Source organism: Anaeromyxobacter sp. SG17, assembly GCF_022690695.1.
Lineage (GTDB): Bacteria > Myxococcota > Myxococcia > Myxococcales > Anaeromyxobacteraceae > Anaeromyxobacter > Anaeromyxobacter soli.
The window spans coordinates 1-26,893 of record NZ_JALCYX010000060.1 but is presented as its reverse complement, the minus strand read 5'-3'; the positions used below and the strand labels follow the sequence as shown (position 1 = coordinate 26,893).

The 26,893-nt window shown below is 72.7% G+C and carries 24 protein-coding genes and 6 tRNA genes; 23 read left to right on the top strand and 7 right to left on the bottom strand.

Annotation, left to right across the window (positions count from 1 at the left end; all coding sequences use genetic code 11):
* The first annotated feature begins 131 nt into the window (after positions 1 to 131).
* The 7 genes from MNY60_RS18070 (at position 132) to MNY60_RS18040 (ending at position 5,766) form a co-directional block, all read left to right on the top strand.
* Positions 132 to 602, top strand: a complete 471-nt coding sequence (locus MNY60_RS18070) for a hypothetical protein (RefSeq protein ID WP_242361338.1) — start codon at positions 132 to 134, stop codon at positions 600 to 602.
* Between the two features lie 103 nt (positions 603 to 705).
* Positions 706 to 1,191: a RecX family transcriptional regulator gene (locus tag MNY60_RS18065; RefSeq protein ID WP_242339806.1), complete on the top strand. Its 486-nt coding sequence runs from the start codon at positions 706 to 708 to the stop codon at positions 1,189 to 1,191.
* A gap of 53 nt (positions 1,192 to 1,244) precedes the next feature.
* Entirely contained in the window at positions 1,245 to 2,021 is a 777-nt protein-coding gene (locus MNY60_RS18060) for an outer membrane protein assembly factor BamD (RefSeq protein WP_242339808.1), read from the top strand.
* Positions 2,005 to 2,811: a nuclear transport factor 2 family protein gene (locus tag MNY60_RS18055; protein ID WP_242339810.1), complete on the top strand. Its 807-nt coding sequence runs from the start codon at positions 2,005 to 2,007 to the stop codon at positions 2,809 to 2,811. Before MNY60_RS18060 ends, MNY60_RS18055 begins: the two co-directional genes overlap by 17 nt.
* 171 nt (positions 2,812 to 2,982) lie before the next feature.
* Positions 2,983 to 3,681: a lipopolysaccharide assembly protein LapB gene (locus MNY60_RS18050; protein ID WP_242339812.1), complete on the top strand. Its 699-nt coding sequence runs from the start codon at positions 2,983 to 2,985 to the stop codon at positions 3,679 to 3,681.
* A 191-nt stretch (positions 3,682 to 3,872) separates the two neighbouring features.
* Entirely contained in the window at positions 3,873 to 4,922 is a 1,050-nt protein-coding gene (gene selD, locus MNY60_RS18045; RefSeq protein ID WP_242339814.1) for a selenide, water dikinase SelD, read from the top strand.
* Between the two features lie 94 nt (positions 4,923 to 5,016).
* Positions 5,017 to 5,766, top strand: coding sequence for an N-acetylmuramoyl-L-alanine amidase (locus MNY60_RS18040; protein WP_242339816.1), 750 nt, complete (start codon positions 5,017 to 5,019; stop codon positions 5,764 to 5,766).
* Positions 5,767 to 5,888: 122 nt separating this feature from the next.
* Here the strand turns inward: MNY60_RS18040 and MNY60_RS18035 are convergent, their stop codons facing one another.
* Positions 5,889 to 6,140, bottom strand: a complete 252-nt coding sequence (locus MNY60_RS18035) for a hypothetical protein (RefSeq protein ID WP_242339818.1) — start codon at positions 6,138 to 6,140, stop codon at positions 5,889 to 5,891.
* Positions 6,141 to 6,228: 88 nt separating this feature from the next.
* Here MNY60_RS18035 and rph point away from each other — a divergent pair, with 88 nt between their 5' ends.
* The 7 genes from rph (at position 6,229) to MNY60_RS18000 (ending at position 8,573) form a co-directional block, all read left to right on the top strand.
* Positions 6,229 to 6,945, top strand: a complete 717-nt coding sequence (gene rph, locus MNY60_RS18030) for a ribonuclease PH (RefSeq protein ID WP_242339820.1) — start codon at positions 6,229 to 6,231, stop codon at positions 6,943 to 6,945.
* Between the two features lie 2 nt (positions 6,946 to 6,947).
* Positions 6,948 to 7,640, top strand: coding sequence for an RdgB/HAM1 family non-canonical purine NTP pyrophosphatase (rdgB, locus tag MNY60_RS18025; RefSeq protein WP_242339822.1), 693 nt, complete (start codon positions 6,948 to 6,950; stop codon positions 7,638 to 7,640).
* Positions 7,641 to 7,710: 70 nt separating this feature from the next.
* Positions 7,711 to 7,784: transfer RNA gene (locus MNY60_RS18020), tRNA-Pro, on the top strand.
* Positions 7,785 to 7,929: 145 nt separating this feature from the next.
* Positions 7,930 to 8,006 (top strand) — tRNA-Arg (locus tag MNY60_RS18015).
* Positions 8,007 to 8,019: 13 nt separating this feature from the next.
* Positions 8,020 to 8,095 (top strand) — tRNA-His (locus tag MNY60_RS18010).
* 199 nt (positions 8,096 to 8,294) lie between these two features.
* Positions 8,295 to 8,371, top strand: a tRNA-Arg gene (locus MNY60_RS18005).
* 129 nt (positions 8,372 to 8,500) lie between these two features.
* A tRNA-Lys gene (locus tag MNY60_RS18000) sits at positions 8,501 to 8,573 on the top strand.
* Between the two features lie 105 nt (positions 8,574 to 8,678).
* On the opposite strand, the gene MNY60_RS17995 is transcribed toward MNY60_RS18000, so the two are convergent.
* Positions 8,679 to 9,086, bottom strand: coding sequence for a hypothetical protein (locus MNY60_RS17995; protein ID WP_242339824.1), 408 nt, complete (start codon positions 9,084 to 9,086; stop codon positions 8,679 to 8,681).
* 66 nt (positions 9,087 to 9,152) lie between these two features.
* Between MNY60_RS17995 and MNY60_RS17990 the strand changes: the two genes are divergently transcribed.
* From MNY60_RS17990 to clpX, 4 genes are all read left to right on the top strand, one after another.
* Positions 9,153 to 9,234: transfer RNA gene (locus tag MNY60_RS17990), tRNA-Leu, on the top strand.
* 79 nt (positions 9,235 to 9,313) lie between these two features.
* Positions 9,314 to 10,606 (top strand): trigger factor, encoded by a 1,293-nt coding sequence (tig, locus tag MNY60_RS17985; protein ID WP_242339826.1) that lies wholly within the window; start codon positions 9,314 to 9,316, stop codon positions 10,604 to 10,606.
* Between the two features lie 16 nt (positions 10,607 to 10,622).
* On the top strand, positions 10,623 to 11,237 hold the full coding sequence (gene clpP, locus MNY60_RS17980; protein WP_242339828.1) for an ATP-dependent Clp endopeptidase proteolytic subunit ClpP: 615 nt from the start codon (positions 10,623 to 10,625) through the stop codon (positions 11,235 to 11,237).
* A gap of 76 nt (positions 11,238 to 11,313) precedes the next feature.
* Complete coding sequence (clpX, locus tag MNY60_RS17975; protein WP_242339830.1) at positions 11,314 to 12,552, top strand: ATP-dependent Clp protease ATP-binding subunit ClpX; 1,239 nt, start codon at positions 11,314 to 11,316, stop codon at positions 12,550 to 12,552.
* A gap of 58 nt (positions 12,553 to 12,610) precedes the next feature.
* Here clpX and MNY60_RS17970 read toward each other — a convergent pair whose 3' ends face one another.
* The gene (locus MNY60_RS17970) at positions 12,611 to 14,329 is read right to left on the bottom strand and encodes an aminotransferase class V-fold PLP-dependent enzyme (RefSeq protein WP_242361335.1); all 1,719 of its coding nucleotides are present in this window, start codon (positions 14,327 to 14,329) and stop codon (positions 12,611 to 12,613) included.
* 363 nt (positions 14,330 to 14,692) lie between these two features.
* Here MNY60_RS17970 and lon point away from each other — a divergent pair, with 363 nt between their 5' ends.
* Positions 14,693 to 17,116, top strand: a complete 2,424-nt coding sequence (lon, locus tag MNY60_RS17965) for an endopeptidase La (RefSeq protein ID WP_374109408.1) — start codon at positions 14,693 to 14,695, stop codon at positions 17,114 to 17,116.
* Positions 17,117 to 17,307: 191 nt separating this feature from the next.
* Here the strand turns inward: lon and MNY60_RS17960 are convergent, their stop codons facing one another.
* Positions 17,308 to 18,093 (bottom strand): class I SAM-dependent methyltransferase, encoded by a 786-nt coding sequence (locus tag MNY60_RS17960; RefSeq protein ID WP_242361334.1) that lies wholly within the window; start codon positions 18,091 to 18,093, stop codon positions 17,308 to 17,310.
* A 46-nt stretch (positions 18,094 to 18,139) separates the two neighbouring features.
* On the opposite strand from MNY60_RS17960, the gene MNY60_RS17955 reads away from it, so the two are divergent.
* Together MNY60_RS17955 and nadA are read left to right on the top strand one after the other, a co-directional pair.
* The gene (locus MNY60_RS17955) at positions 18,140 to 18,352 is read left to right on the top strand and encodes a hypothetical protein (protein WP_242355877.1); all 213 of its coding nucleotides are present in this window, start codon (positions 18,140 to 18,142) and stop codon (positions 18,350 to 18,352) included.
* Complete coding sequence (gene nadA, locus MNY60_RS17950) at positions 18,349 to 19,353, top strand: quinolinate synthase NadA (protein ID WP_242339841.1); 1,005 nt, start codon at positions 18,349 to 18,351, stop codon at positions 19,351 to 19,353. Before MNY60_RS17955 ends, nadA begins: the two co-directional genes overlap by 4 nt.
* A gap of 45 nt (positions 19,354 to 19,398) precedes the next feature.
* Here nadA and MNY60_RS17945 read toward each other — a convergent pair whose 3' ends face one another.
* The gene (locus tag MNY60_RS17945) at positions 19,399 to 20,790 is read right to left on the bottom strand and encodes an NCS2 family permease (RefSeq protein WP_242361331.1); all 1,392 of its coding nucleotides are present in this window, start codon (positions 20,788 to 20,790) and stop codon (positions 19,399 to 19,401) included.
* 134 nt (positions 20,791 to 20,924) lie between these two features.
* On the bottom strand, positions 20,925 to 23,015 hold the full coding sequence (locus tag MNY60_RS17940) for a S46 family peptidase (RefSeq protein WP_242339845.1): 2,091 nt from the start codon (positions 23,013 to 23,015) through the stop codon (positions 20,925 to 20,927).
* Positions 23,016 to 23,135: 120 nt separating this feature from the next.
* Here MNY60_RS17940 and MNY60_RS17935 point away from each other — a divergent pair, with 120 nt between their 5' ends.
* Both MNY60_RS17935 and MNY60_RS23980 read left to right on the top strand, forming a co-directional pair.
* Positions 23,136 to 24,314: a pyridoxal phosphate-dependent aminotransferase gene (locus MNY60_RS17935; RefSeq protein WP_242339847.1), complete on the top strand. Its 1,179-nt coding sequence runs from the start codon at positions 23,136 to 23,138 to the stop codon at positions 24,312 to 24,314.
* A 67-nt stretch (positions 24,315 to 24,381) separates the two neighbouring features.
* A complete protein-coding gene (locus MNY60_RS23980) occupies positions 24,382 to 26,022 on the top strand; it encodes an MXAN_5187 family protein (protein ID WP_277957079.1) in 1,641 nt (546 codons plus the stop codon).
* A 16-nt stretch (positions 26,023 to 26,038) separates the two neighbouring features.
* On the opposite strand, the gene MNY60_RS17925 is transcribed toward MNY60_RS23980, so the two are convergent.
* A partial coding sequence (locus MNY60_RS17925) for a PAS domain-containing sensor histidine kinase (protein ID WP_242361329.1) occupies positions 26,039 to 26,893 on the bottom strand: 855 nt, incomplete at its 5' end.

The following is a 26,893-nucleotide window of genomic DNA, read 5'->3' as shown; positions in this document are numbered from 1 at the left end:
GAAGGATTCACGGGGCTGCGCCGCGCGCGGCGCCCGTGAACGTTGGAGCCCACACGGACCCCGCGTCGGGGCTTCCTCCGCGGGGCGAGTGGCGCTATACCCGCGCCGCTCGCTCCAACAGGAGGTCATCCGTGTCCCGCACCTCGCTCCCCCGCGCCGCCGCCGCGGCCCTCCTCGCCGTCCTCGCCGCGGGTTGCCACCGCTCCGGCCCCGCCATCGAGACCGCCCTGCCCGTCCTCCCCGGCGAGGCATGGGACGGCGCGCACGCCGCGCTCGCGCGCCTCGACCCGAACGCCCGCGACGCGAGCGTCGCCGGGGGCCGGGCGACCACCGCCAGGGCCGAGCTCGTCGTCGCGGGCGTCCACTTCGACGAGGTGAGGATCACGGGCAAGGCGGATCTGCCCAGGGTCCGGGCCGTCTCGCTCGCGACGCGGCCGCCGTCGAACGGCTGCGATCGCATCCGCGACGATCTCGTGAAGGCGCTCGGGCCGGCGTGGAACGTCGGCGAGACGCAGCTCGGCGCGACGACCGCGCGGCGCGAGGGCCAGATCGCGCGCATCGTCTGCAACGGCGCCGAGCTGTCGCTCACCATCGCGGGCTGAGGCGGAGACCCCGCCGCTCTGGATCGCTCCTGCGGCCAGATCGACCGGGCTCCGCGGGGCCGGCCGACCCGCCGCGGGGCGCGTGGTACCCTCGCCGCGGCCGATGCCCGACGACGCTCCCCCGCTCGCGCGCGCCAAGGCGCTCGCGCTCCGCTTCCTCGCGAGCCGCGCCCGCACCGAGGCGCAGGTCCGCGCCCGGCTCGCCAAGGCCGAGCTCTCCGCCGAGGCGGACGCGGTGGTGGGCTGGCTCCGGCGCCTCGGCTACCTCGACGACGCCGCGTACGCCCGGGCCCGCGCCCGGGCGCTCGTCGCGCCCGGCCGGCTCGGCCCCCGGCTGGCGGAGCGGCGGCTCCGCACGGCGGGCATCCCCGGCGACGCGGCGCGCGCGGCGATCGCCGGCGCGGTGGCGGAGGGAGGGGAGGGCGGAGAGGTCGCGCTGTGCCGGGCGCTCGCGGAGCGCCGGGCGCGCGGGGCCGCGCTCGAGACCCTCGACGACCGCGCGCGCCGGCGGCTCGCGCGCTTTCTCCTCGGGCGCGGGTTCGCGGGCCCGGTCGTGGCGAGGGTCCTCGGGATCTGGGAGGACGGCTGACGCCGTCGCTGGCGGCTGCGCGCCGGGCGGGCCTCTGTTATCCTCCCGGCCTCATGCGCCTCCCCGCCGCCCTCGCGCTCTCGGTCCTCCTCGCCGCGTGTGGCTCCAAGCGCGTCAGCTTCACCGGCCAGCTCAAGTACGGGGCCACGGCCGAGGCCAACTACGAAGCCGGCGTCGACGAGCTGAAGCACGACAACTACTCCGAGGCCGTGAAGTTCTTCGAGTACGTCCGCACCAAGTACCCGTTCTCGAAGTACGCGCCGCTCTCCGAGCTCCGGCTCGCCGATCTCAAGTTCAAGCAGGAGCGCTACGTCGAGGCGGCCGACGCGTACCAGCAGTTCGTCACGATGCACCCGACGCACGAGGAGGTGGAGCTCGCGGAGCTTCGCGTCGGGGTGTCGTACCTCCGCGACGCGCCCGGGGACTTCGTGCTCTTCCCGCCGGCGTACGAGAAGGACCAGCGTCAGGTGGAGAAGGCCGCCCGCGCGCTGCGCGACTTCGTGCAGGCGAAGCCCGACTCGAAGTACGCGCCGGAGGCCAAGAAGCTCCTCGCCGAGGCGGAGGGGCGGCTCGCGAGCCACGAGTGGTACGTGGGCGAGTACTACTACAAGCGCGGGCGCTGGGCCGGCGCGGCCGGGCGCTACGAGGCGCTCGTCTCGAAGTACCCCGGCTCGCGCCACGAGGTGGAGGCGCTCATGAAGCTCGCGCACTCCTACCTGGAGATCGACGAGAAGCACCGCGCCCGCTCCGCCCTGCAGAAGCTCATCGTGAAGCACCCGCAGGACCCGCGGCGCCCGGAGGCGGAGAAGCTCCTTGCGTCGATCCGGTGAGCCGCCGGCCGCGCCGCCGCCGGAGCTCGGCGAGCGCGCCCGCGGCCGGCGTGAGCGCGCCACGCGGGTGGGCGCTCCCCACCTCGTCCCGTCGCTCGCCGCCGTCGCCGCCGCCCTCGTGGTCTGGGCGCTGTGGGGCAAGGTCTCCTGCGGCGACCCGCGCCTCGCGCTGGCGAGCCCCGAGACGCAGGTGAAGGCCGCGCTCGCGAAGCAGGACCGCGCCCGGGTGCCGGACGTCTACGGCTTCCGCGCGGGCGGGATCGCCTCGCTCCGCTCGGTGCGCTACGCGGACGTCGTGGTCGCGATGGATCGGGGAAAGGCGCGGGTCCTGGCCGTCGTGGAGGCGGACGGGGACGTCGCGTGGCAGGAGGAGCGCGCGCGGATCTCCTACGTGGGGCGCGAGGCGTTCGAGATGTCCCGCTGCAGCGCCGCGGGGTGGTGCTCCGACGGCCGTCAGTTCGCGGAGCTGAAGGGCGTGCTCGCCGCGCTGTTCCGCCGGGAGGACGCCTTCAACCGGCGTGACGCGGAGGCCTACGCGCGGCTCGTCTCGGAGCGCTACGCAGGTGCCGGCGGACGTGACGCGCTGCTCGCGCGGCTCGGCGAGGACCTGCGCGCGGGACCGCCGGCGCGCGTGCGCATCCTCGCGTGGCAGATCCGCGTGGAGCGGGATCGCGCGATCGTGGGCGAGGACCAGGAGCTCACCGTCGGCGAGGAGGCGCCGCGGGCGCTGCGCTCGCGGTACGAGCTCCTGCGCGAGGGAGAGCGCTGGACGATCGTCTCCGGGCTGTGACCGGGCGTCGCGCTTGGGGTCCGGTGCGCCCCGCGGGCGGCCGGGCCTCGGAGTCCTGCGCGCGCGGCCTGGCCGCGGAGTCCCGGCGACCTCGCCTCGGCCGCGACGCGAGGTCGGGATCGACCGTCCGGCGGCGCGGCGCGTGCTACGCTGCGCGGCCGGGAGGGTCCCGTGGACGACACCCTGAAGCAGGCGCTCGCGCTCGGGCGCGCGTACTATCTGAAGAAGGACTACGGCCTCGCGGAGACGTACCTGACGCAGGTCGTCGAGTCGAACCCGTCCTTCGCCGACGTCTACAACATGCTCGGGGTCGTCTACCACGACCAGGGGCAGTACCAGAAAGCGCTGCGGGCGTTCGAGGCGGCGCTCCGGATCAACCCGGGGTACACGGACGCCGCGCTCAACCTCGCGGTCACCTACAACGACACGGGCAAGTACCGCGAGGCGCAGGAGACCTACCGGCACGCGCTCTCGCGCTCCGGCGCCGCCCACGGGAAGCTGGATCGCTACGTCCAGGGCAAGCTCGCGAACATGTACGCCGACATCGGCGACGTGTACCTCTCCTCCGGGCTCCACGAGGAGGCGATCGCCGAGTACCGGCGCGCGCTCGCGCTCGGGCCCGCGTTCTGCGACGTCCGCGCGAAGCTCGCGGGCGCGCTCCGGGACGCGGGCGATCGGGAGGCGGCCATCAGCGAGTACGAGGAGGTCGTGCGGCAGAACCCCACGTACGTCCTCGCCCGGCTGAACCTCGGGCTCGCGCTGTACGGCGGCGGGCGCAGGGACGACGCGGTGGCGCAGTGGCGCGCCGTGCTCGAGATCTCGCCCGGCAACCGGAACGCGGAGCTGTACCTCCAGGTCGCCGGAGGATAGCCGCCCGTCCTCCGGCCCGCGGTGACGAGGCTCCGCGACGGACGCCTCGCCGCCCCCTGCTCCGAGCCGAGGCCGCCGGAGTCGACGTTCGACGCGCCGTGCGCGCTGGCCCGGGTCGCGTATCCGCCGCCAGAGCACCGCGGGCGCCTCGCGGTTGCCCGAGCGCCCGCCCGCCGGTATGGGGTAACGGCATGGATCCCGAGAAGAAGATCCGCCTCACGAGCTTCAGCCACGGCGCGGGTTGAGCCTGCAAGATCCGCCCGGCGGATCTGGCGCAGGTGCTGCGCCACGTGCCCAGGATCGAGGAGCCGCGCGCGCTCGTGGGGACCGAGACGCGCGACGACGCCGCGGTGTACCGGCTCTCGGACACCGAGGCGATCGTCGAGACGGTCGACTTCTTCACCCCCGTGGTGGACGACCCGTACTGGTTCGGGCGGATCGCCGCCGCGAACGCGCTCTCGGACGTGTGGGCGATGGGCGCCCGGCCGCTCTTCGCGCTCAACCTCGTGAGCTGGCCGGTCGGGAAGCTGCCGATGGAGCTGCTCGGCGAGGTGCTGCGCGGCGGGGCGGAGTCGGCGCGGCTCGCCGGCGCGCCCATCCTGGGCGGCCACTCCATCGACGACCCCGAGCCCAAGTACGGGATGGCGGTCACCGGGATCGTCCACCCCGATCGCATCCTCCGGAACGTCGGCGCGCGCCCCGGCGACGTCCTCCTCCTCACGAAGCCGCTCGGGATGGGCATCGTGACCACTGCCATCAAGCGGGAGGAAGCCGGCGCCGCGCTCGTGGACCTCGCCATCGAGGTGATGAGCGCGCTCAACAGGACGGCGGGCGAGATCCTCGCGGCGAGCGGCGCCGTGCACGCCCTCACGGACGTCACCGGGTTCGGGCTCCTCGGCCACGGCTGGGAGATGGCGGAGGGCTCGGGGGTGACGCTCCGGCTCCGCGCCGAGGCGATCCCGGTGCTGCCCGGCGTCCAGGATCTGGCCGCGAGGGAGATCGTGCCCGGCGGCTCGCGCGCGAACCTCGCCTGGGTCCGGCCGAACGTGCACTTCGCCGAGGGCCTCCACCCGACGACGCCCATCGTCCTCGCCGACGCGCAGACGAACGGCGGGCTCCTCGCCGCCGTCGATCCCGGCCGCGCCGCCGGGGTGCTCGAGGCGCTCCGCGCCGCCGGCGTCGCCGCCGTCGAGATCGGCGAGGTGGTCGCGGGTGAGCCTCCCCGCCTCGAGGTCCTCTAGGCGGAGAGCCAGCTCGGCGGAGCGGAGGCGCGGCGGCCGTGAGCAAGGCCGTGGAGCGGGACGCCGGCCGGCCCTCTGCTAGAATTCACGGGCGATGCTCGCCCCGCTCGCCGCCGCGCTCCTCCTCGCCGCCGCGCCGCGCGCGCCCGGCTTCGTCGCCGTGGTGGATCCGGGGCACGGCGGCGATCAGGAGGGCGCGCTCTCGCCGCTCGGCGACAAGGAGAAGGACGTCGCGCTGGAGATCGCGCGCCGCGTGGCCGCGCGGCTCCGGACGATCGGCGGCAAGGTGGTGCTCACCCGCACCGGCGACATCGGCGTGCCGCTCGCGAACCGCGCCGCCATCGCGAACGCGCTCCGCGCCGACCTGTTCGTCTCGGTGCACCTCAACTCCATGCCCTCGGCCGAGGCGCGCCGGCACTCCGCCGGCGTCGAGACCTACTTCCTCTCCGCCGACGCGACCGACGCCTCGGCGACGGCGGTGGCCGCGCGCGAGAACGCCGATCGGCTCGCCGGAGAGCCGGAGCTCGATCCCGCCGATCCCGTGGCGGCGATCCTCCAGGACCTCGAGGACCAGGACGCGCTCGCGGGCTCCTCGCGGCTCGCGTACGCGGTGCACGAGAAGCTCGTGAGCGCGCTCGGCGCCGAGGACCGCGGGGTGAAGCAGGCGCCGTTCTACGTGCTCGCGGGCGCGCGCATGCCCGCGGTGCTCCTCGAGGTCGGCTTCATCTCGCACGACGGGGAGGCGGCGCGGCTGCGCACGCCCGAGTACCAGGAGCGGATCGCCGCCGCGGTCGCGGAGGGCGTCGCCGCCTGGCGGAACGCGACGCGCCGGGCCGGGCGCTAGAGGACGGGGCTTCCCGTCACTCCGCTGCGTCCCCCGGACAGTCGAACCTGAGCCTGTCGAAGAAGCGTCGGAGCCGCGGGGCCCTAGACCCGCGCGCCGGGCACCTGGGCCAGCGCTCGCGGTCAGCGTGTCCCGGGCGCCGGCAGCGGGGGACCGGGGCGTTCGCCCTCCGGATAGGCCCCCGCGGGCGTGACGGGGGAGGTGTCGTCCCAGGACCGGCAGGCGCACACGACGCAGCCGCGGGTCCGGTCGGTCGCGCACTCCTCCACGCCCAGGCACCGGCGCCGATCTTCCCCGGAGCAGAGGCCTGCGCGGCTCGGGGTGAGGCAGCCCGCGGCGAGCGAGGCGGCGATGGCGACGACGAGCGGGCGCATGCGGATCCTCCGGAGACAGCAAAGCACGCCGCCCCCGCGCGGTCGACACCGTGGCGGCGGCCGACGCCCCGTGCTATCTCGCCGCCCCATGCGCACGAACGGTCGCGGCCAGCGGGATCTCCGGAACGTCGTCCTCGAGCCCGGCGTGTCGAAGCACGCGGAGGGCTCCTGCCTCGCGAGGTTCGGCGACACGCACGTGCTCTGCACCGCGACCGTCGACGAGAAGGTGCCGCCGCACGTCTACGGCACGGGGGCCGGCTGGGTCACCGCGGAGTACGGGATGCTGCCGCGCTCGACGCACGAGCGGATGGCCCGCGAGGCCGCGCGCGGCAAGCAGGGCGGGCGCACGCTCGAGATCCAGCGGCTCATCGGCCGCGCCCTGCGCGCGGCGATCGACCTCCGCGCGCTCGGGCCGCGGACGATCACGCTCGACTGCGACGTCATCCAGGCCGACGGCGGCACGCGCACGGCCGCGATCACCGGCGGCTACGTGGCGCTCGTCCTCGCCATCCGCGCGCTGCAGTCGCGGAAGACCATCGCCCGGAACCCCGTGGCGCGGAGCGTCGCGGCGGTGTCGGTCGGCATCGTCGAGGGCGAGGTCTGCGTGGACCTCGACTACGGGGAGGACTCGACCGCGGAGGTGGACATGAACGTCGTCGCCACCGGCGACGGCGCGCTCGTCGAGGTGCAGGGGACCGCGGAGGGGAAGCCGTTCCCCCGCGCCGATCTCGACCGGATGGTCGACGCGGCGCTCGAGGGGATCCGCCGCCTCCAGGAGCACCAGGAGCAGGCGCTGCGGAGGTGAGCGTGGACCTCTTCTTCGCCACCACGAACCCCGGCAAGCTCCGCGAGCTGCGCCGGCTGGTCTCCGGGCTCCCCATCCGCGTCGTCTCGCCGGAGGACCTCGGGCGCGACCTGCCCGAGGTGGAGGAGGACGGCGCCACCTTCCAGGCGAACGCGGAGAAGAAGGCGGCCGCGTACGCGCGGTTCGCCGGCATGCCGGCGCTCGCCGACGACTCGGGGCTGTCGGTGGACGCGCTCGGCGGCGCCCCCGGCGTCCGCTCCGCGCGCTGGTCCGACGAGGAGCCGGGGCCCGCGCCGGCGAGCCCCGTGTGCGAGCTCGCCGAGGGCGCCGCCGCCGAGCTCGGACCGGTCGCGGGAAGGGCGGCGCGGGACGAGCGCAACAACGACAAGCTGCTCCGCTCCCTGGCCGGGCTGCCGGACGGGCGGCGCGGCGCGGAGTACGAGGCGGTGCTCTCCGTGGCGCGCGCCGACGGGACGATCGTCGCGAGCGTGACCGGGGTCTGCCGCGGACGCATCGGGCACGCGCGACGCGGGTCCGGCGGGTTCGGCTACGACCCCCTCTTCGTGCCGGACGCGCAGGACGGGCGGACGATGGCGGAGCTCTCGCCCGAGGAGAAGGACGCGCTCTCGCACCGGGGCGACGCGTTCCGGAAGCTCCGCCCCTGGCTCGAGCGGATCGCGCGCGAGGGCGCTTGACGCCAGCACGGCGAGAGGCTAATGACGGGCGTTCTCGGAAACGGGGTGGCCTCGGGCCTCCTCCAGCGTCCGGGGCGTAGCGCAGCCTGGTAGCGCGCCTGCCTTGGGCGCAGGAGGTCGCGGGTCCGAATCCCGCCGCCCCGATCTTTGACAGCATGGGATGGCCGGGACGCCGAGAACGCGGCGTTCCCCAGCAGTATGCGCCCGTAGCTCAGTTGGCCGGGGCCCGGGGCCACCACTGGCCCCGTATGAACCTTCGCCACGCCGGCAAGGACGCGCACCGCTTCACGCGCCCGTAGCTCAGTTGGATAGAGCGTCGGCCTTCGAAGCCGCAGGTCGGGGGTTCGATTCCCTCCGGGCGCGCCAGATCGTATTTACGGTGAGTATAGCTCAATCGGTAGAGCACTGGACTGTGGATCCGGGGGTTAAGGGTTCGAGCCCCTTTACTCACCCCAGTTTTACCAAACGGCACCTGCGCCCGTAGCTCAGCTGGCCGGGGCCCGGGGCCAACACTGGCCCCGTACGAACCTTCGGCCGCGGGCACGAACGACCTGCGACTTTCACGCGCCCGTAGCTCAGCTGGCCGGGGCCCGGGGCCAACACTGGCCCCGTACGAACCTTCGGTCGCGGGCACGAACGACCTGCGACTTTCACGCGCCCGTAGCTCAGCTGGATAGAGCAGCGGCCTTCTAAGCCGCGGGTCGGGGGTTCGACTCCCTCCGGGCGCGCCACCCTCCGGGCGCGCCAAACGCGTCCGGCGCGGAGGCGCAGCCGGATGATGACGCTGCGCCAAGCCGTCGTTGACATACTGCGAGGACGCTGCTAGATACGCGGCCCCTCGGCCATCCCGAGCAGCATTCGGGCGCATAGCTCAACTGGCAGAGCAATGGACTCTTAATCCATAGGTTGAAGGTTCGATTCCTTCTGCGCTCACACGACGGGGACCTGGCGAGAGCCGGGTCCCCGTCGACCTTTTTCCGGACGGCGCGCGCGCAGACGGACGCGCCACGGCGCCACCGGCGGGGAGGACGAGCGGGCTCAGTCCTTCTTGCCGCCCTCGATCACGCCGAAGCGGGGGCGCTTGCGCTCGGGCGGGCGCAGGATGCCGCCGATGATGGACGGCCACGGCAGGGCGCAGTCGAAGCGGCGGCCGCGGAACGTCAGCTCGGCGCGCACGCCCCACTCGTCGAGCAGCACCTCCCGGGCGTCGCGCCCGGCGACGAGGTTCAGCCGGACGAGCTCCTCGTCGTGCAGGTACTCGGGGAGCTCCACGCCGGGCGCCGCCGGCGCGACGATCACGCACTCGATCGCCTGGGCCGCTCGGCAGGCCTCCAGCATCTCGGCGTGGCGGCGCTGCAGGGCATAGAGCTCCAGCACCCCCTCCGCCCACGCGGGGCAGGCGGGCAGGCACTTCTCTTCCGGGGGATGCTGGTGGACGACCGTCACGGGCCCTCTCGTACTACAAACCCGGGCCGTCGTCTGCGGCGGGCGTGGTAAACGTCGTCGCCACCGGGGCGGGTGGCGGAACTGGCAGACGCACCAGACTTAGGATCTGGCGCCGCGAGGCGTGAGGGTTCGAGTCCCTCCCCGCCCATTTCGCGCTTGACCGCGCCCGCCCGGCGCACATAGCACTACCGGCTTTCCGCCGATCCCGCAGAAGGGCCCGAAACGACATGAAGATCCAGGTCGAGAACGTCTCCCCCGTCGAGAGGAAGGTCAGCATCGAGGTCGATCCCGACCGCGTCGCCCAGGAGCTCGAGCGCGCGTACGTCGGGCTGGGGCGTCGCGTGAAGCTCCGCGGGTTCCGCCCCGGCAAGGCGCCGCGCAAGGTGCTCGAGCGCCAGTTCCGCGCCGAGGTCGAGAGCGAGGTCCTCGAGAAGATCGTCCAGCAGACGTTCTCCGAGGCCGTGAAGGTGGAGTCCATCCCGCTCGTCGCGCCGCCGCACGTCTCCGTGTCGGAGGGGGTCCAGGACGGCAAGCCGGTCCGCTACACCGCGCGGGTCGAGGTGAAGCCCCGGATCGAGCCGAAGGACTACCGCGGACTGGAGGTCACCCGGAAGCCGCCGGAGGTCACCGACTCGATGGTGTCGGACGAGTTGACGCGCCTCCAGGAGTCGATGTCGCAGCTCGTCCCGGTCGAGGGCCGGTTCGAGGCTCAGGAGGGCGACTGGGCGGTCATCGACCACGAGGGGACGATCGAGGGCAAGCCGTTCGAGGGCGGCAAGGCCGAGGGCGTCACCGTGAAGATCGCGCCGGGCGCGATCTCCGACGGGAACCTCGAGGCCCTGAAGGGCAAGAAGCTCGGCGACACGGTCGAGATCGACGAGCCCTTCGCCGAGGACCACCGGGTGGAGGAGCTCCGCGGCAAGGTCGCCCACATGAAGGTGACCCTGAAGGCGCTCAGGACGCGCCAGCTCCCCGCGCTCGACGACGCGCTCGCCAAGGAGGTCGGCATCGAGGGCATCGAGACGCTCGACGCGCTCCGCGCGCGCATCCGCGCGGATCTCGAGAAGCGCGAGAAGCGGCGCGCCGAGAGCGAGCTGAAGGACGCGCTCGTCAAGGCGGCGCTCCAGAAGAACGAGTTCGAGGTGCCCCCCGCGCTCGTGGAGCGCGCGATCGACGCGATGCTGGAGGGTGCGGCCGAGCGGTTCGCCCGCTCAGGGATCGACATCCGGAAGCTCGAGCTCGACTTCGCCCGGATGCGGGCGGACATGCGCGAGCAGGCGCTGCTCCAGGTCCGGGGCGCGCTCCTCCTCGAGGCGATCGCCGACACCGAGAAGCTCGAGGTCACGGACGAGGACTTGCAGGCCGAGGCCGCCCGCATCGCGGAGGAGCTCGGGGCGCCCCTTGCGAAGGTCCAGCAGCAGATGCGCGGCAAGGACGCGCGGGAAGCACTAAAGAACAGGGTACGGGAGGACAAGGCGCTCGCCTTGCTGTCCTCGTCCGCCAACATCCAGTCCGCCTGAGAACGGGGTCAAAGCCATGCCCTACATCCCGATGCCGTACGTCGTCGAGCAGACGCACCGCGGCGAGCGCAGCTACGACATCTACTCGCGCCTGCTCAAGGACCGGATCGTCTTCCTCGGCACGCCGATCGACGACGACGTCGCGAACGTCGTCATCGCGCAGCTCCTGTTCCTCGAGTCCGAGGACCCGGACAAGGACATCAGCCTCTACATCAACAGCCCGGGTGGCTCGGTGACCTCCGGCCTCGCCATCTACGACACCATGCAGTACGTGAAGCCGCAGGTGTCCACGATCTGCCTCGGGCAGGCGGCGAGCATGGGCGCGTTCCTCCTCGCCGGGGGGGCGGCCGGCAAGCGGTTCGCCGTGCCGAACGCGCGCATCATGATCCACCAGCCCATGGGCGGCTTCCAGGGCCAGGCAACCGACATCGACATCCAGGCGCGAGAGATCCTGCGGCTCAAGGCGAAGCTGAACGACATCCTCGCGAAGCACACCCGCCAGGCGCTGGAGCGCATAGAGAAGGACACCGATCGCGACTACTTCATGGGGGCCGGCGAGGCCAAGGAGTACGGCCTCATTGACGACGTCATCGTGCACAAGCCGAAGGCGATGGAGAAGAAGTCGCAGTAATATTCAGAGGGCGTCGCGCCGGGGTACCCCGAGGGGCAGCAGCCGGGTGAGCGTGCTCGTGACGAGGAGGTAGGCTTTGGAGAAGCGCGAGACCTTGAGCTGCAGCTTCTGCGGAAAGTCGCAGAAAGAGGTCAAGAAGCTCATCGCGGGACCGACGGTCTACATCTGCGATGAGTGCATCGGCCTCTGCAACGACATCATCGCGGAGGAGATCGCCGGCGAGGAGAAGCGCGAGCAGAAGCTGCGCGTGCCGCGCCCGTCGGAGATCAAGACCATCCTCGACGAGTACGTGGTGGGGCAGGAGCGGGCCAAGAAGACGCTCGCCGTCGCCGTTCACAACCACTACAAGCGCATCGAGAGCCGGGTCTCGATCGACGACGTGGAGCTGCAGAAGTCCAACATCCTGCTCCTCGGCCCGACCGGCTCCGGCAAGACGCTGCTCGCGCAGACGCTCGCCAAGATCCTGAACGTCCCGTTCACGATCGCCGACGCGACGACGCTCACCGAGGCGGGCTACGTCGGCGAGGACGTCGAGAACATCATCGTGAACCTGCTGCAGGCCGCCGATCACGACATCGAGCGGGCGCAGAAGGGCATCGTCTACATCGACGAGATCGACAAGATCGCCCGCAAGAGCGAGAACCCCTCCATCACCCGCGACGTCTCGGGCGAGGGCGTCCAGCAGGCGCTCCTCAAGATCATCGAGGGCACCGTCGCGAACGTCCCGCCGAAGGGCGGCCGGAAGCATCCCCAGCAGGAGTTCCTGCAGGTCGACACGACGAACATCCTCTTCATCTGCGGCGGCGCCTTCTGCGGCCTCGAGCAGATCATCGAGCGCCGCTCCGGCGGGCGCAGCCTCGGCTTCGGCTCCGACGTCACCTCGAGGAGCGAGAAGAACATCGGCGAGCTGCTCGCGATGGTGGAGCCGGACGACCTGCTCAAGTTCGGGATGATCCCCGAGTTCGTCGGGCGGCTCCCGGTCATCACGAGCCTCGAGGAGCTGGACGAGCCGGCGCTCATCGAGATCCTCACGAAGCCGCGGAACGCGCTCGTGAAGCAGTACAAGAAGCTGCTCGAGATGGACGGCGTGTCGCTCAAGTTCACGGACGGCGCGCTCAAGGCGATCGCGCGCGCGGCCATGAAGAACAAGGCCGGCGCCCGCGGCCTGCGCGCCATCCTCGAGAGCGCGATGCTCGACATCATGTACGACGTGCCGAGCCGCAGGAACGTCCGCGAGATCGTGATCTCCGAGGACGTGATCGACAAGAAGGAGGCGCCGCTCGTCGTGATGCAGAAGGAGGCGGAGAGCGCGTAGGCCCTGCCGCCGCGCCCGCTCCTCGACGGGGCCGCCTCCGGGCGGCCCCGTTCGCGTCTCAGACGTTCGCGTGGACGTACCGAAACCACGCGAGGCGATCGGCGAGCGCGTCGCCGGTCGGCGTGTTCCAGCGCGGCGGCGCCGCCGCCCAGCGCGCGCGCAGCTCGGTCGCGAGCCGGCGCGCCTCGGCGAGGTAGCCTCGCCGCAGCGCGGCCGCTTCCTCGTCCGAGAGGGGCGGCTCCGCAGGCGCGGCAGGCGCCGCGAGCTCGGGCAGCGTCGAGACGTCGAGATCCACCGGGCGTGGATCCGGGGGCGGTGCCTCGACGAGCCGCCAGCTCCCGTCCATCCAGCCGAGCCGGTACAGCGGCACGAACGCCTCGCCCTCGTCGGCGAGGAGCTCGATGGCGGCGAGGAGGAAGTCCACCTCCTCGGCGGTCGCGTGGTAGGGCAGGGAGATCCGGACCCAGCCGGGCTTCAACGCCTGCACCCCCGCGGCGATCGCGCGCCGGAACTCGGCGGAGCGGTCCGGGCCGATGCCGAGGAGCCGGTGCCCGTACGGCCCGGCGCAGGAGCAGCCCGCGCGGCTCTGGATGCCGAACAGATCGTCGAGCAGGGTCGAGACGAGCCCGTGGTGGAGCCCCTCGATGTTGAACGACAGGATGGGCAGGCGCGGTCCGCCGGAGGGCCCGTAGAGCCGGACGCGCGGGTGGCGGCGCAGCCGGGCGCAGGCGGTCTCCCCGAGCGCGAGGTCGTGGGCGAGGATGCGCTCCGGTCCCACGAGCTCCTTCACCAGGAACGCGAGGCCGGCGCGGACGTCGCCCAGGATGTCGGGCGTCCCGCCCTCCTCCCGCTCGGCGAGCCGGTGGGTGTAGTCCACCGAGAGGCGCGCGTGCGCCGCCTTCGCGGGCGCCTCGCCGGGGCCGACGTAGTCCACGGTGCCGCCGCCCGGCCGCTCGGGCGCGCGGCTGCGGAACAGCTCGCGGTGGGCGACGAGCACGCCCGAGCCCTCCGGCCCGCCCAGGAACTTGTGGGTGGAGAAGAAGATGGCGTCGAGCCGCTCGGCCGGATCGGCGGGGTGCATGTCGACGGGCACGTAGGGCCCCGCCGCCGCGTAGTCGGCGCAGGCGAAGAAGCCGTGCGCGTGGAGGACGCGCGCGATCGCCGGCACGTCCGAGAGCGCCCCGGACACGTTGGAGGCGGCGGAGAAGGCGCCGACGCGGAGCGGACGGCCGGCGTGCGCCCGGGCCTTCCGGGCGAGGTCGTCGAGATCGAGGCGCCCCGCGACGTCGAGCTCCACCTCCACGACGTCCGCGACGGACTCGAGCCACGGCAGCTCGTTCGAGTGGTGCTCGTATGGCGAGACGAGCACGATGGGGCGCTCGTCGTCGGGGATGGCGCGCGAGAGGCCGTAGCGGCGCTCCAGCGGCTCCGACACGCGCAGGCCGAGCAGGCCCACGAGCTTGTTCACCGCGGCGGTCGCGCCGCTCCCCACGAAGAGCACCACGTCGTCGGCGGAGGCGTTCACGCAGCGGGCGATCGCCCGGCGCGAGTCCTCTCGCAGGCGCGTCATGGTGCGGCCGGTGGTGGAGATCGCGGTGTGCGTGTTCGCGTAGAGCGGCCGCGCCGCGGCGATGCGCGCCTCGACGAAGGAGAGCGCGCGGCCGGAGGCGGTCAGGTCGGCGTAGGTCACGAGCCGCGCGCCGAACGGCGTCGAGACGAGGGTGCGCCGTCCGATCTCGGAGGCGCGGAGGAGGGCGGTGGCCTCGGCGAAGGTCATCGCTCCTGGTTCTATCTGCCCGGCAGCCAGGGCGCCAAGCGGGCGGCGGCGCGCCGCCGGGGCGGAGGCACGGCTGCCCGGCGGTGCGGGCGACCCGCGCGGGAATGGCACCGGCGCGCGCGCCGTTCAGGGGCGGGTCGCCTCCGCGCCGCCACGGAGGGGAGCGGCTCGCCCCGCGCGCGCTGCCCCGCCAGGTGCCTTCGGGAGCGCTCGCGGCGTGCCCGGCCGGGCACGCGAAGTCCCTGTGCGGTGCGCACGGTTCGGCTCGAAGAAGCCCGGCCGGTTCGCTGTTACATGGTGGTAGAAATCTCGAACCGCCGGCGGGTTCCCCCGCTTGGCTCCAAGGAGCAGAACGACGTGCCCATCTTCTCGCGCAACGACGACGGCAAGAGGGACGGGAAGAAGAGCCGCAGCCTGCCGCTCCTCCCGCTCCGCGACATCATCGTGTTCCCGCACATGGTGGTGCCGCTGTTCGTCGGCCGGCAGAAGTCCATCGCGGCCCTCGAGGAGGCGATGGCCCATGACAAGACCATCCTCCTCTGCGCCCAGAAGAAGGCGAAGACGAACGAGCCCTCCTCGGACGACATCTTCGCGGTCGGGACCATCGGCACGATCATCCAGCTGCTGCGGCTCCCCGACGGCACCGTGAAGGTGCTCGTGGAGGGCAAGCTCCGCGCGCGCGTCCGGCGGTTCCTCGACTCCGACCGGTTCCTGCTCGCCGAGGCCGACGAGATCGAGGAGACGAGCGACAGGACCGTCGAGCTCGAGGCGCTGATGCGCTCCGTGCAGTCGACGTTCGAGGCCTACGTCAAGCTCAACAAGCGGATCCCGCCGGAGATGCTGACCAGCGTCGCGTCGATCGACGACCCGGCCCGGCTCGCCGACACGATCGTCGCGCACCTCTCCCTCAAGCTGAACGACAAGCAGTCGATCCTCGAGACCGAGTCGCCCACCAAGCGCCTCGAGAAGCTCTACGAGCTCATGCAGGGCGAGATCGAGATCCTGCAGGTCGAGAAGAAGATCCGGACGCGCGTCAAGAAGCAGATGGAGAAGACGCAGAAGGAGTACTACCTCAACGAGCAGATGCAGGCGATCCAGAAGGAGCTCGGAGAGCGCGACGAGTTCAAGAACGAGATCCAGGAGCTCGAGGAGAAGATCAAGAACAAGAAGATGTCGAAGGAGGCCACCCTCAAGGCCAAGAAGGAGCTCAAGAAGCTCAAGATGATGAGCCCGATGAGCGCCGAGGCCACGGTGGTGCGCAACTACATCGACTGGATCCTCTCGCTCCCCTGGTACGAGTACACCGAGGACAAGCTCGAGATCCCGGAGGCCGAGCGGATCCTCGACGAGGATCACTACGGGCTCAAGAAGCCGAAGGATCGCATCCTCGAGTACCTCGCCGTCCAGAAGCTCGTCGAGAAGATCCGCGGCCCCATCCTCTGCTTCGTCGGGCCGCCCGGCGTCGGCAAGACCTCCCTCGCGCGCTCGATCGCGCGCGCGATGAACCGCAAGTTCGTGCGCATCAGCCTCGGCGGCGTCCGCGACGAGGCCGAGATCCGCGGCCACCGGCGCACGTACATCGGCGCGCTGCCCGGCAAGATCATCCAGTCGCTCAAGAAGTCGGGCTCGGGGAACCCCGTCTTCCTCCTCGACGAGGTGGACAAGATGTCCACCGACTTCCGCGGCGATCCCTCCGCCGCGCTGCTCGAGGTGCTCGACCCGGAGCAGAACTACAGCTTCAACGACCACTACCTCGATCTCGACTACGACCTCTCCAAGGTCATGTTCATCTGCACGGCCAACACGATGGGCGGGATCCCCGGGCCGCTGCAGGACCGCATGGAGGTCATCCGGATCGCCGGGTACACCGACCTCGAGAAGCTCTCGATCGCCCAGCGCTACCTGATCCCGAAGCAGCGCGAGGTGAACGGGCTCGAGAACGTCCCCGTCGAGTGGAAGCGGCGCGCGCTCAAGGCCCTCATCCACAAGTACACGAAGGAGGCCGGCGTCCGCTCGCTGGAGCGCGAGATCGGCTCGGTGTTCCGCAAGATCGCGAAGGACGTCCTGAAGAGCGGCTCGCTCGACGGCAAGCAGTACGTCGTCACCGAGAAGGCCGTGCAGAAGTACCTCGGCCCGCCGCGGTTCCGGTACGGCACCGCGGAGGAGGAGGACCAGATCGGCCTGACGACCGGCCTCGCCTGGACCGAGCTCGGCGGCGAGCTCCTCACCGTCGAGGCCCAGGTGATGCCCGGCAAGGGCAAGCTCATGATCACCGGGAAGCTCGGCGAGGTGATGCAGGAGTCCGCCCAGGCCGCGATGAGCTACGTCCGCTCGCGCGCCGATCTCCTCGGGCTCGACAAGCGCTTCCTCGAGAACGTGGACATCCACGTCCACGTGCCCGAGGGCGCCATCCCGAAGGACGGTCCGTCCGCGGGCATCACGATGGCGACGACGCTCGTCTCCGCGCTCTGCCGCTTCCCGGTCCGCAAGGACGTCGCCATGACCGGCGAGATCACGCTGCGCGGGCGCGTCCTGCCGATCGGCGGGCTCAAGGAGAAGGTCCTCGCGGCGCACCGCGGCGGGATCAAGAAGGTCCTCATCCCGAAGGAGAACGCGAAGGACGTCCGCGACATCCCGAAGATGGTCCGCGAGCGGCTGCAGATCGTCACCGTGGAGAGCGCCGACGAGGTGCTGCGCGAGGCGCTCGTCCTCGAGCACCCGGAGACGTTCCTGCGGCACTCGCCGGAGGAGCCGCACGAGCACGCCGAGACGGCGGCGCAGGCCTAGGACCGCGCCGTCCGCGAGCCGCGACGAGACAGGCCGGGCGCCCGAAGGGGCGTCCGGCCTTTCTTCGTCGAGGGCGAACGCGCGGATGCGCGACGCGCGAGCGAAGCGAGCCCGCGGGCGCCCTCGCGGCGGTGAGGCGCCCTCGGCGGCGCGCGGATCCGGCGGGCAGGGGCGAAGGCGCGGCGCCCCGGTCAGAGGCCCCCGAGCCGCGCGTAATACCGGTGCGCCCCGCGCGCGCTCGGCAGCGGAACGAGCCCCAGGCGCGCGAGGTCCCAGCCGGGCGCGCCGTCCTTGACCACGACCCAGCGCCGCGCCACGCGGCGCGCGGCCAGGATCGCGTCGGGCGCGAGCGGGCGCGCCTCGGCGAGCCGGCGGACGAGGTCGAAGCCGCCGGGCTCGGCGCGCGCGTGGCGGAACATCGGGTCGAACACCACCACGTCGAAGCTGCGGGGCGGCAGCGCGGCGAGCGCGACCGCGTGCTCCTCCGGGCGCACCTCGATCCGGCGCGCCGCCGGGTCCGCGTGCCGGGCGAGCCCCTCGGCGACCCACGCCGCGAGCGCCGGCGATGCCTCGAGCCCGACCACGCGGCCGTCCGGACCCGCCGCCACCGCCGCGACGAGCGCGTCCGCGCCGAGCCCGAGGGTGCAGTCGAGGATCGCGTCGCCCGGGCGGACGTCGGCGGCCGCGAGGAACGGATCCGGCGGCCCCGCGTCCTCGCCCCGGGCCGCCGCGGCGACGCGCTTCGCGCGGAGGGCGCCCATGCCGGGCGACCAGACGTGCTCCGCCCCGTCCACGCGCAGCGCGGCGTGGCGTGCCGAGAGGACGAGCAGCGCGTCCGCCCCGGCCTCGGCGCGCACCGCGTCGAGCGAGCGGTTTCCCCGGGCGCGGAAGAGGAGGCCGTGCCGCGCCGCGGCGGCGCGGGCGGAGGCCTCCTCGGCGGGGGAGGGGCGGAGCGGGGTGGTGACGGCGAGCTTCACGGGGCGGGTTGTGGTCGCTACGCAAGAGTTATATAAGAGTTCCTGAATGATGACGAGGAAGACCAACGGGCGCGCCGCGAAGGTCCGCAGCTTCTCGGCGACGGACGAGGACACGGCCATGCTGGACGCCGTCGCCCGCTACCACGGGTTCTCCAAGTCCGCGACGCTCGTCGGCCTCGTCCGCCGCGAGTTCTGGCGTCTCTTTCCCGCCGGCACGGGCGACATCAAGCCCGCGCGCGGCGCCCGGGTGAAAGAATGACCCTCCCCGCCTTCCCCATCCACGACCCCGTCGCGAGCCCCGAGTCCGGCAGCGACCTCCCGGAGGACGACGTGCGCGAGCTCGAGGAGGAGATCCGCGCGCTCGCGAAGGAGAAGGACGCGGTCATCCTCGCGCACAACTACCAGCTCCCCGAGGTCCAGAAGATCGCCGATCACGTCGGCGACTCCCTGCAGCTCGCGATCACCGGCAAGAAGGTCCCGCAGTCCACGATCCTGTTCTGCGGCGTCCACTTCATGGCGGAGTCGGCGAAGGTGCTGGCGCCGGAGAAGCGCGTGCTCCTGCCGAACCTCTCGGCGGGCTGCTCGCTCGCGGACTCGATCACGCCGGAGTCGCTCGAGGACTGGAAGGAGCGCTACCCGGACCACGCGGTCGTCACCTACGTGAACTCGTCCGCGGAGGTGAAGGCGCTCTCCGACATCTGCTGCACGAGCGCGAACGCGGCCTCGGTCGTCCGCTCGCTGCCCCAGCGGAAGATCCTCTTCACGCCGGACCGGAACCTCGGCAACTGGGTGAAGGGGAAGGTGCCGGAGAAGGAGATCGTCGTCTACGACGGCTGCTGCCCCGTCCACGACGTGCTCCGCTCCGCGAACGTGAACCGGGTGAAGGACGCGCGGCCGGAGGCCATCGTCATCGCCCACCCCGAGTGTCGCGCCGACGTGATCGACGTCGCCGACGAGGTCTGCTCCACGACCGCAATGCTCGGCGCGGTCGAGAAGCACCCCGAGGCGCGGACGTTCATCGTCGCGACGGAGCACGGCATCGTCTACCAGATGAAGAAGCGCTGGCCCGACAAGGAGTTCATCGTCGCCGACGGCTGCATCGGGTGCCGGATGCACTGTCCGTACATGAAGATGATCGACCTCGTCATGATCCGCGACGCGCTCCAGCACGGGAAGCACGCGATCGACGTCCCGCTGGACGTCGCCGAGGGCGCGCGGAGGGCGCTGGAGCGGATGATCGCGGTCCCGCGAGACGCCTAGCTGCGGCGCACGATCCCGGGCCTGCGGCGGGCGTCCTCGCTCTCGCTAGCCGATCGCGAAGTAGACGAGGAACGCGATCGCCGCCCCCGCCATGAGCGGGTGGACCTCGCGGACGCGGCCGCGGAGCACCTTCAGGAGGACGAACGACACGAACCCGGCGCCGATGCCGTTCGTGATCGAGTAGGTGAACGGCATGACCGTGAAGGTGAGGAACGCCGGGATCGACTCGGTCGGGTCCTCCCAGGGCAGCGCCCCGACGTCGCGCATCATGAGGAAGCCGACGAGCACGAGCACCGCGCCGGTCGCCTGCGGCGGGACGACGCCCGCGAGCGGGGAGATGAAGAGGCAGAGCGCGAACAGCGCGCCCGTGACGACGGAGGTGAGCCCGGTGCGTCCGCCGGCGGCCGCGCCGGCGGCGCTCTCGGCGTAGGTCGTCGCCGACGACGAGCCGGCAGCACCGCCGACGACCGCCGCGAGGGAGTCGATGAGGAGGACCGTACCCGGGCGCGGGAAGTTGCCCCGCTCGTCGAGGTACTTCGCCTCCTGCCCGACCGCGACGACCGTGCCGACCGTGTCGAAGAAGTCGGACAGCATGAGCGAGAAGACGACGAGCGCCGCGGTGGCGCCGCCGAGCACGTGGACGAACCCGAAGTCGAAGTGGCCGAGCTGCCCGAAGTCCGGCAGCGCGAAGGGCGACGTCGGGAGCACGACCTCCCACGGCTTGAACCCGGCCGCGCCGCCGAACATCGCCTTCGCCGCGATGGCGACGGCGGTCGAGGCGCCGAGGCCGATGAGCAGCGCGCCGCGGGCGTTCCGCGCGATGAGCCAGCCCGTGAACACGAGGGTGAGCGCGAACAGCACCACGGGGAAGCCGCGGAGGTGCCCGGCCTGTCCGAGCGCGACGGGCACGGGGTCCGCGACGTTGCGCGAGATGAACCCGGCGTCGACGAACCCGATGATGGCCAGGAAGAGGCCGATGCCGATGCCGATCGCCCGCTTCATGCTCATCGGCACGGCGCGGACGACCGCCTGGCGGAGCCCGGTGGCGACGAGCGCGGTGATGACGAGGCCCTCGGCGACGATGACGCCCATCGCCTGGGGCCAGGTGAGGCCGCGCGCCGCGACGAGCTGGAACGCCACGACCGAGTTCAGGCCCATCCCCGCCGCCAGCGCGAGCGGCAGGTTCCCGAACACGCCCATCGCCAGGGTCATGAGCGCGGCCACGAGCGCGGTCGAGGTGAGGAGGGCGGGCTGCGAGAGCTTCGCGCCGGTCGCGTCGGCGACGCCGCCGAGGATCGCCGGGTTCACGAAGACGATGTACGCCATCGTCACGAACGTCGTGGCGCCGGCCAGGATCTCGCGGCGCACCGTCGTGCCGCGCGCCGTGAGGCCGAAGAAGCGGTCCAGGGCGCCGGTGGGGGCGGGGGTCGGGTTCATGTCGGTCTCGTGGCGGATGGGGCCGTAAGAGGCGGCGGAGGATAGCAGGGCGGGGCGACCGCCGGCCCCGAAAAGGAAGGGCCCGGGTGCCTCATGGAGGGCACCCGGGCCAGGTCCAGCACGGCTCGGTTCGGTTACTTGCGGGCCGCGCGCGCCGGCTTCTGCGCCTTGCCGCTCTTCGCGGGCGGACGGAGCTCCGCCACCACGCGATCGGCGCCGTAGATCTTCGTCAGCGCCTCGATGAGCGCGTCCGAGTGGACCGCCACGGTGCGGTTCACCGCCGGGTCGAAGCCGTAGTCCCCGCCGAGCGACTGGATGTTGCCGTCGAAGACGAGGCCGACGATCTCGCCGTCCTTGTTGATGACCGGCGAGCCCGAGTTGCCCCCGATGATGTCGTTCGAGGTGACGAAGTCGAAGCGGGTCTGGAGGTTCAGCCGGTCCTTCGCGGCGAGCCAGCTCTCCGGCAGCGCGAAGGGATCGCGCCCGGTGGCGCGCTCGTACGCGCCGGCGAACGTCGTGAACGGCTCGACCGTCTTGCCCTTCTCGGTCCAGCCCTCGACCGCGCCGTACGAGAGGCGGAGCGTGAACGTCGCGTCGGGGTAGGTGGTGCGCCCCTGGACCGCGAAGCGCGCCTCCGCGATCCGCTCGTGGTTCTTCTGCACGACCGACTCGACCTCGTCCTCGAACGTCTTGCGGACGGCGCGCGCGTCGGGGTCGATGGCGGCGGCGAGCGCGAGGAGCGGGTCGTTCGCACCCTTCACGGCCGCCTCGCCGCCCTCCCAGAGCTGCTTGCGGACCGCCACGTCGCGGAGCTTGGTCGTCTCGACCACGCGCTTCGCGACCTCCTGCGGCGACTCCTTCCCGAGGAGCTTCTTCATCACCGGGTGATCGGGGCCGAGCCGCTCGCGGATCTTGGAGAGCGAGTGCCCGAGCAGCAGCGTCTCGAACTCGGGGTAGATGGGCGCCTCGCTGAACAGCTCCTGCGTGAGCGCGGGCAGGTTCGAGTCGCGGAACTCGCGGAGCCGGTCCGGGCTCGCCTTCTGCCGCTCCGCCGCGCCGCGGAGGAGGTCGCGCGCGATGGCGAACAGCGTGCTGTTCCTGAACCCGCCCTCGAGCGAGTTGTACTCGTCACGGAGCTGCAGCACGCGGTCCTGCGCCTTCGCGATGGCGTCGAACGCGGGCAGCGCGTCCTTGCCGCGGGGATCCTTCGCGAGCGCCGCCTTCAGCGCCTCCTCGTTCGCGACGAGCGACCGGAAGAAGGCGCGGTCCTGGAGCGCGAGGAACCGGCCGCGGAGCGCCTTGTAGCCGTTCTCCACGTAGAAGAGGTGGGCGTTCGAGATGCGCTTCTGCTCGGGGCCGAGCATCTGGAAGCCCGTGAGGAGGCCGCGCAGCTCCGCGAGGCTCTGCAGCCGGTCCGGGAGCACGACGTCGCGCTGCATCGCGAGCTGGGCCACGGTGAGCGCGCGGTCGGTGCCGCCCGGGTGGCCGGAGACGAACGTGAGCTCGCCCGCCTCGGCGCCCTTCTGCGACCAGCGGAAGTGGTTCTTCATCTTCGCGGGCTTGCCGCCCTGGTAGACGCGCAGGAACGACACGTCGAGGTCGTAGCGGGGGAACATGAAGTTGTCGGGATCGCCGCCGAAGAAGGCGATGGCGAACTCGGGCGCGAACACGAGGCGCACGTCCTGGAACCGGCGGTACTTGTAGAGGTCGTAGACGCCGCCCTGGTAGAGCGTCACGACGTCGCAGCGCAGGTCGGGCGAGGTCTGGCACTCCTTCTCGATCCGCGCCATCTCGCCCTGCAGCGCCTTGTGGTACGCCTCGCCCTCGAGCCCCTTCGTCGCGGCGCGGACCCGCTGCGTCACGTCGCTGATCTGGACGAGCTGGTTCACCTCGACGGTCGGGCACTTCACCTCGTCCGCCTGCGTCTTCGCGTAGAAGCCGCTCTTCACGAAGTCCTTCTGCGCGGTCGAGAGCTGCTCGATGCACTCGTGCGCGCAGTGGTGGTTCGTCATCACGAGGCCGTCCTCGGAGACGAAGCTCGCGGAGCAGCCGCCGGCGAGGCGCACCGAGGAGAGGCGGGCGTTCTCGAGCCACGCGTCGCTCGGCCGGAACCCGTACTTCTTCTCCACCTTGTCGCTGGGGAACGCGTCGTACGTCCACATGCCCTCGTCCGCCACGGCGGCGAGGGGCGCGAGCAGGACCAGCGCGACGACCAGTCTCTTCATGAGGTTGCCTCCGGGGAGAGTACCGGGGCGCCTTTTCCCCGGTTGCCGGCGGTCATAGGACCGGCCCGGGAGTGAGTCAACTAAGCCGGAAACGTGACGGCCCCGCGGTAGGATCCCGCCGTGCTCTCCTCGCGCACCGCCTGGGATCTCGCCGCCAACGCGCTCGCGGCGCGCACCGACGCGCTCCGCGCGAGCGGCCGGCCGGTCCTGGATCTCGCCGAGTCGAATCCCACCCGGGCCGGCCTCGCCTGGGACCCGGCGGAGCTCACCGCCGCGCTCGCCGATCCGCGCGTCGCGTCCTACGAGCCGACGCCGCAGGGGCTCCTCGCGGCGCGGGAGGCGGTCTCGCGCTATCTCGCGGCGCGCGGCGCGGCGGTGGACCCGGGCCGGGTCCTCCTCACCGCCTCGACGAGCGAGGCGTACGCGCTCCTCTTCAAGCTCCTCTGCGATCCCGGCGACGAGGTGCTGGTGCCGGCGCCGTCGTACCCGCTGCTCGACCTCCTCGCCGACCTCGAGGCGGTCCGCCTCGTCCGCTACCCGATGCGCTACGACGGGAGCTGGCACCTCGATCGCGCCGCGCTCGAGGCGTCGATCGGGCCGCGGACGCGCGCCGTGGTGGTCGTCTCGCCGGCCAATCCGACGGGCGCGGTGCTCGACGCGGAGGAGCTCGCCGGACTGGATCGGCTGTGCGCCGCGAACGATCTCGCGCTCCTCGGCGACGAGGTGTTCGCCGACAGTGCGCTCCGGCCGTGCCCGAGCGTCGCTGCGGGCGAACGCGAGGCGCTCGCGTTCCACCTGTCGGGCCTCTCCAAGGTGTGCGGGCTCCCGCAGCTCAAGGTCGGCTGGATCGCGGTCGCGGGGCCTTCGGCCCGCGTCGAGCCCGCCCTCGCTCGCCTCGAGGTGGTCTCGGACGCGTACCTCTCCGTCTCCGGGCCGGCGCAGCTCGCGCTGCCCGGGCTCCTGGCGGGGCGCGAGCGCTTCCTCGCGCCGCTCCGCGTCCGGCTCGCGGCGAACCGCGCCACCCTCGCGGGGGTCCGCGGTGCGGCGGCGGACGTGCTCGCCTCCGCCGGCGGCTGGAGCGCGGTGCTCCGCATCGGCGAGACGATCGACGAGGAGGCGCTCTGCCTCGACCTCCTCGAGGACGGCGTCGTCGTGCAGCCCGGCTTCTTCTACGACTTCGAGCGGCAGGGCCACCTGGTCGTGTCGCTGCTCCCCCCGCCGCCCGAGTTCGCGGCGGGGCTCCGCCGCGTCCTCGACCGCTGTGGAAACGCCGATTTCGCCAGTCCTTCCGGGCGATAGCGCCCGATCGCCGATCGGGCCATCGGTTTGACACCCCTCCGATCGCCGGCCTATAAGCCGAGGGGCAATGAACCGGCTCAAGCTCTGGCTCTTCGCGCTCGTCGTCGTCGCGGCGGCGGGCGTGGCGGTGTACCTCCATACCCGCACGATGCGTGAGGAGGCGCTCGCGGCCGTGGACGCCGACGTCGCCTCCGCCGCCCAGCACGCCGAGGCCGCGAAGAGCGCGCTCGCACACGACGCTGCCGCCGCCGCCGCGCTCGTCGCGCGCGACCCCGCGCTCGCAGGGACCCTCGCCTCCGGGGGTGCCTCCGCGACCGACCCCGCCGCCCGGGCCCACCGGACGCGCGCCGTCGCGCCCGCGGGGTCGGACCCCGCCGCCGCGGAGCTCGTCACGGAGCGTGCCGCACGGGCCGCGCTCGCCGGAGCGGAGCGCGCCCTCGGGTTCCGGTTGCCGGAGGGGACCACCGTGATCGCCGCGTCGCGCGAGACGCTCGAGCGTCGCGAGGCGGGGGCGGGCGAGGCCGCAGCGCTGCTCCGCGCCGCGGTGGAGGGTGGATCGCCGCGCGGTCACGTCCGCGCCGGCGGCAAGCTCCTCTTCGCCGCCGCGGCGCCGGCGGGCGACGGCGCCGGGGTGCTCGTGCTCGCGCCGGTGGGCGAGGCGTTCGCGCGCGGGATCGCCGCCGCCTCGAGGGTGCCGGTGCTGCTCGTCGCGCCCGAGGCGAAGCCCATCGCCGTCGGGATCCTCCCGCTCGCCGACGAGGCCGCGATCGTGAAGGCCGCGAGCATCTTCGGCGTGACCTCGGACGCCGGCCGGCTCGGGCCGGTGGACCTCGGGGTCAGCGCCGTGAAGCTCCCCCGGGCGCCGCTCCTCGGCGCGTCCGCGCCCGGCTACCGCGTCCGCTCGGTGGCGCTCGAGGGCGTGAAGGGGGCCGCGGTGATCGCGGTGGCTCCCACCGCCTCGAGCCTCGCGCCCATCGTGATCCTCCAGTGGCAGGCGATCGGCGCGCTGGGGCTCGCGATCGTGCTCGCGGGCCTGTTCGGCGTCCTCGTCCGCGCGGCGGAGCCCGCCCCCATGCTCCCCGAGTCGCTCCTCTCGGCGGCGGCGCGCCTCGAGAAGGGCGACTTCTCCGCGCGCGTGCCGGAGCTCGCCGGCCAGCTCGGGACGGTGGCCGCCGCGCTGAACCGCGCCGCCGAGGCGGCCTCGACGCCGCCCGCGGCGGCGCCGGCGCCCGCAGAGGATCTCTTCGCGCGCGCCGCGCGGCCCGCCGAGGCGGACCCGTCCGCGTTCGAGTTCCCGCTGCGCGCCCCCGAGCCGCTCGCTCCTGCGGCCGAGGCGAGCGCGGCGCCGCCGGCTCCTCCCGCGCCCGCCCCCGGGCACGCGGACGCGGCGCGCGCGGGCGTGATCGTTCCCCCGGCGCCCGCGGAAGAGCCGCTCGCGGCGCCCGCAGAGCTCCTGCAGGCCGCCGCCCAGGCCGCAGCCCCCGACGGCGACGACGAGCAGGGCCACTGGCGTCAGGTCTTCTCCGACTTCCTCCGCACGCGGGGCGAGTGCGGGGAGGCGGCGGGCGGGCTCACGTTCGAGCGGTTCGCCCAAAAGCTCGCCTCCAACAAGGCGGCCCTCGTCTCGAAGTACGCCTGCCGGACCGTCCGGTTCCAGGTGTACGTGAAGGACGGGAAGGCGGCGTTGAAGGCGACTCCCGTTCGCTGACCCGAGGGATTGAAACCTACGCGGCCGGCGGAAGCGTCAGCGTGAACGTCGCGCCCGCGCCCTGCACGGAGGCGACCTCGAGCGCGCCGCCGTGCTCCTCCGCGATGCGCTGCGCGATGGCGAGGCCGAGGCCGGTGCCGCCCTCCTTCGTGGTGAAGTAGGGCTCGAAGACGCGCGGCAGCTCCTCCGGGCCGATGCCCGGGCCGGTGTCGGAGACGGAGAACGCCACCGCCGGGCCGGCGCGGCGCGCCGCGAGCCGGAGGGTCCCGCCCGCCGGCATCGCGTCGAGCGCGTTCCCCACGAGGTTCAGGAGCACCTGCAGGATCTGATCGCGATCGGCGAGCACCGGCGGCAGCCCGGGCTCGACCTCGCGCGCCACGACGACGCCCTCGGGCGGGGTCGGGAAGAGCGCGAGCACCGACTGGACGAGCTCCTCCGGGGAGATCGCGGCCCGCTCGGGAGCGGGCAGCCGCGCGAACCGGCTGAACTCGTCGACGATGCGCTTCAGGCGCCGGACCTCCTCGCCGATCGCGCGCGTGCCCTCGTCGAAGATCTCACCGAAGTCCCGCCGACCGCGGGCGTGCGCGTCGCGCAGCGTCTCGACGCTCATGGCGATGGGGGTGAGCGGGTTCTTGATCTCGTGGGCGAGCCGCCGCGCCACCTCGCGCCACGCGGCGATGCGCTCGGCCTGCGCGAGCCGGCCGCGGCTCGCGGCCAGATCGGCGGTCATGCCGTTGAACGCGCGCACGAGCTCGCCCACCTCTCCGGAGGCGCCGACGCCCTCGACGCGCGCGCCGAGGTCGCCCGCCGCGACGCGCAGCGCGGCGGAGCGCAGCGCGTCCACCGGCCGGGTCACGCGCGAGGCGAGGAG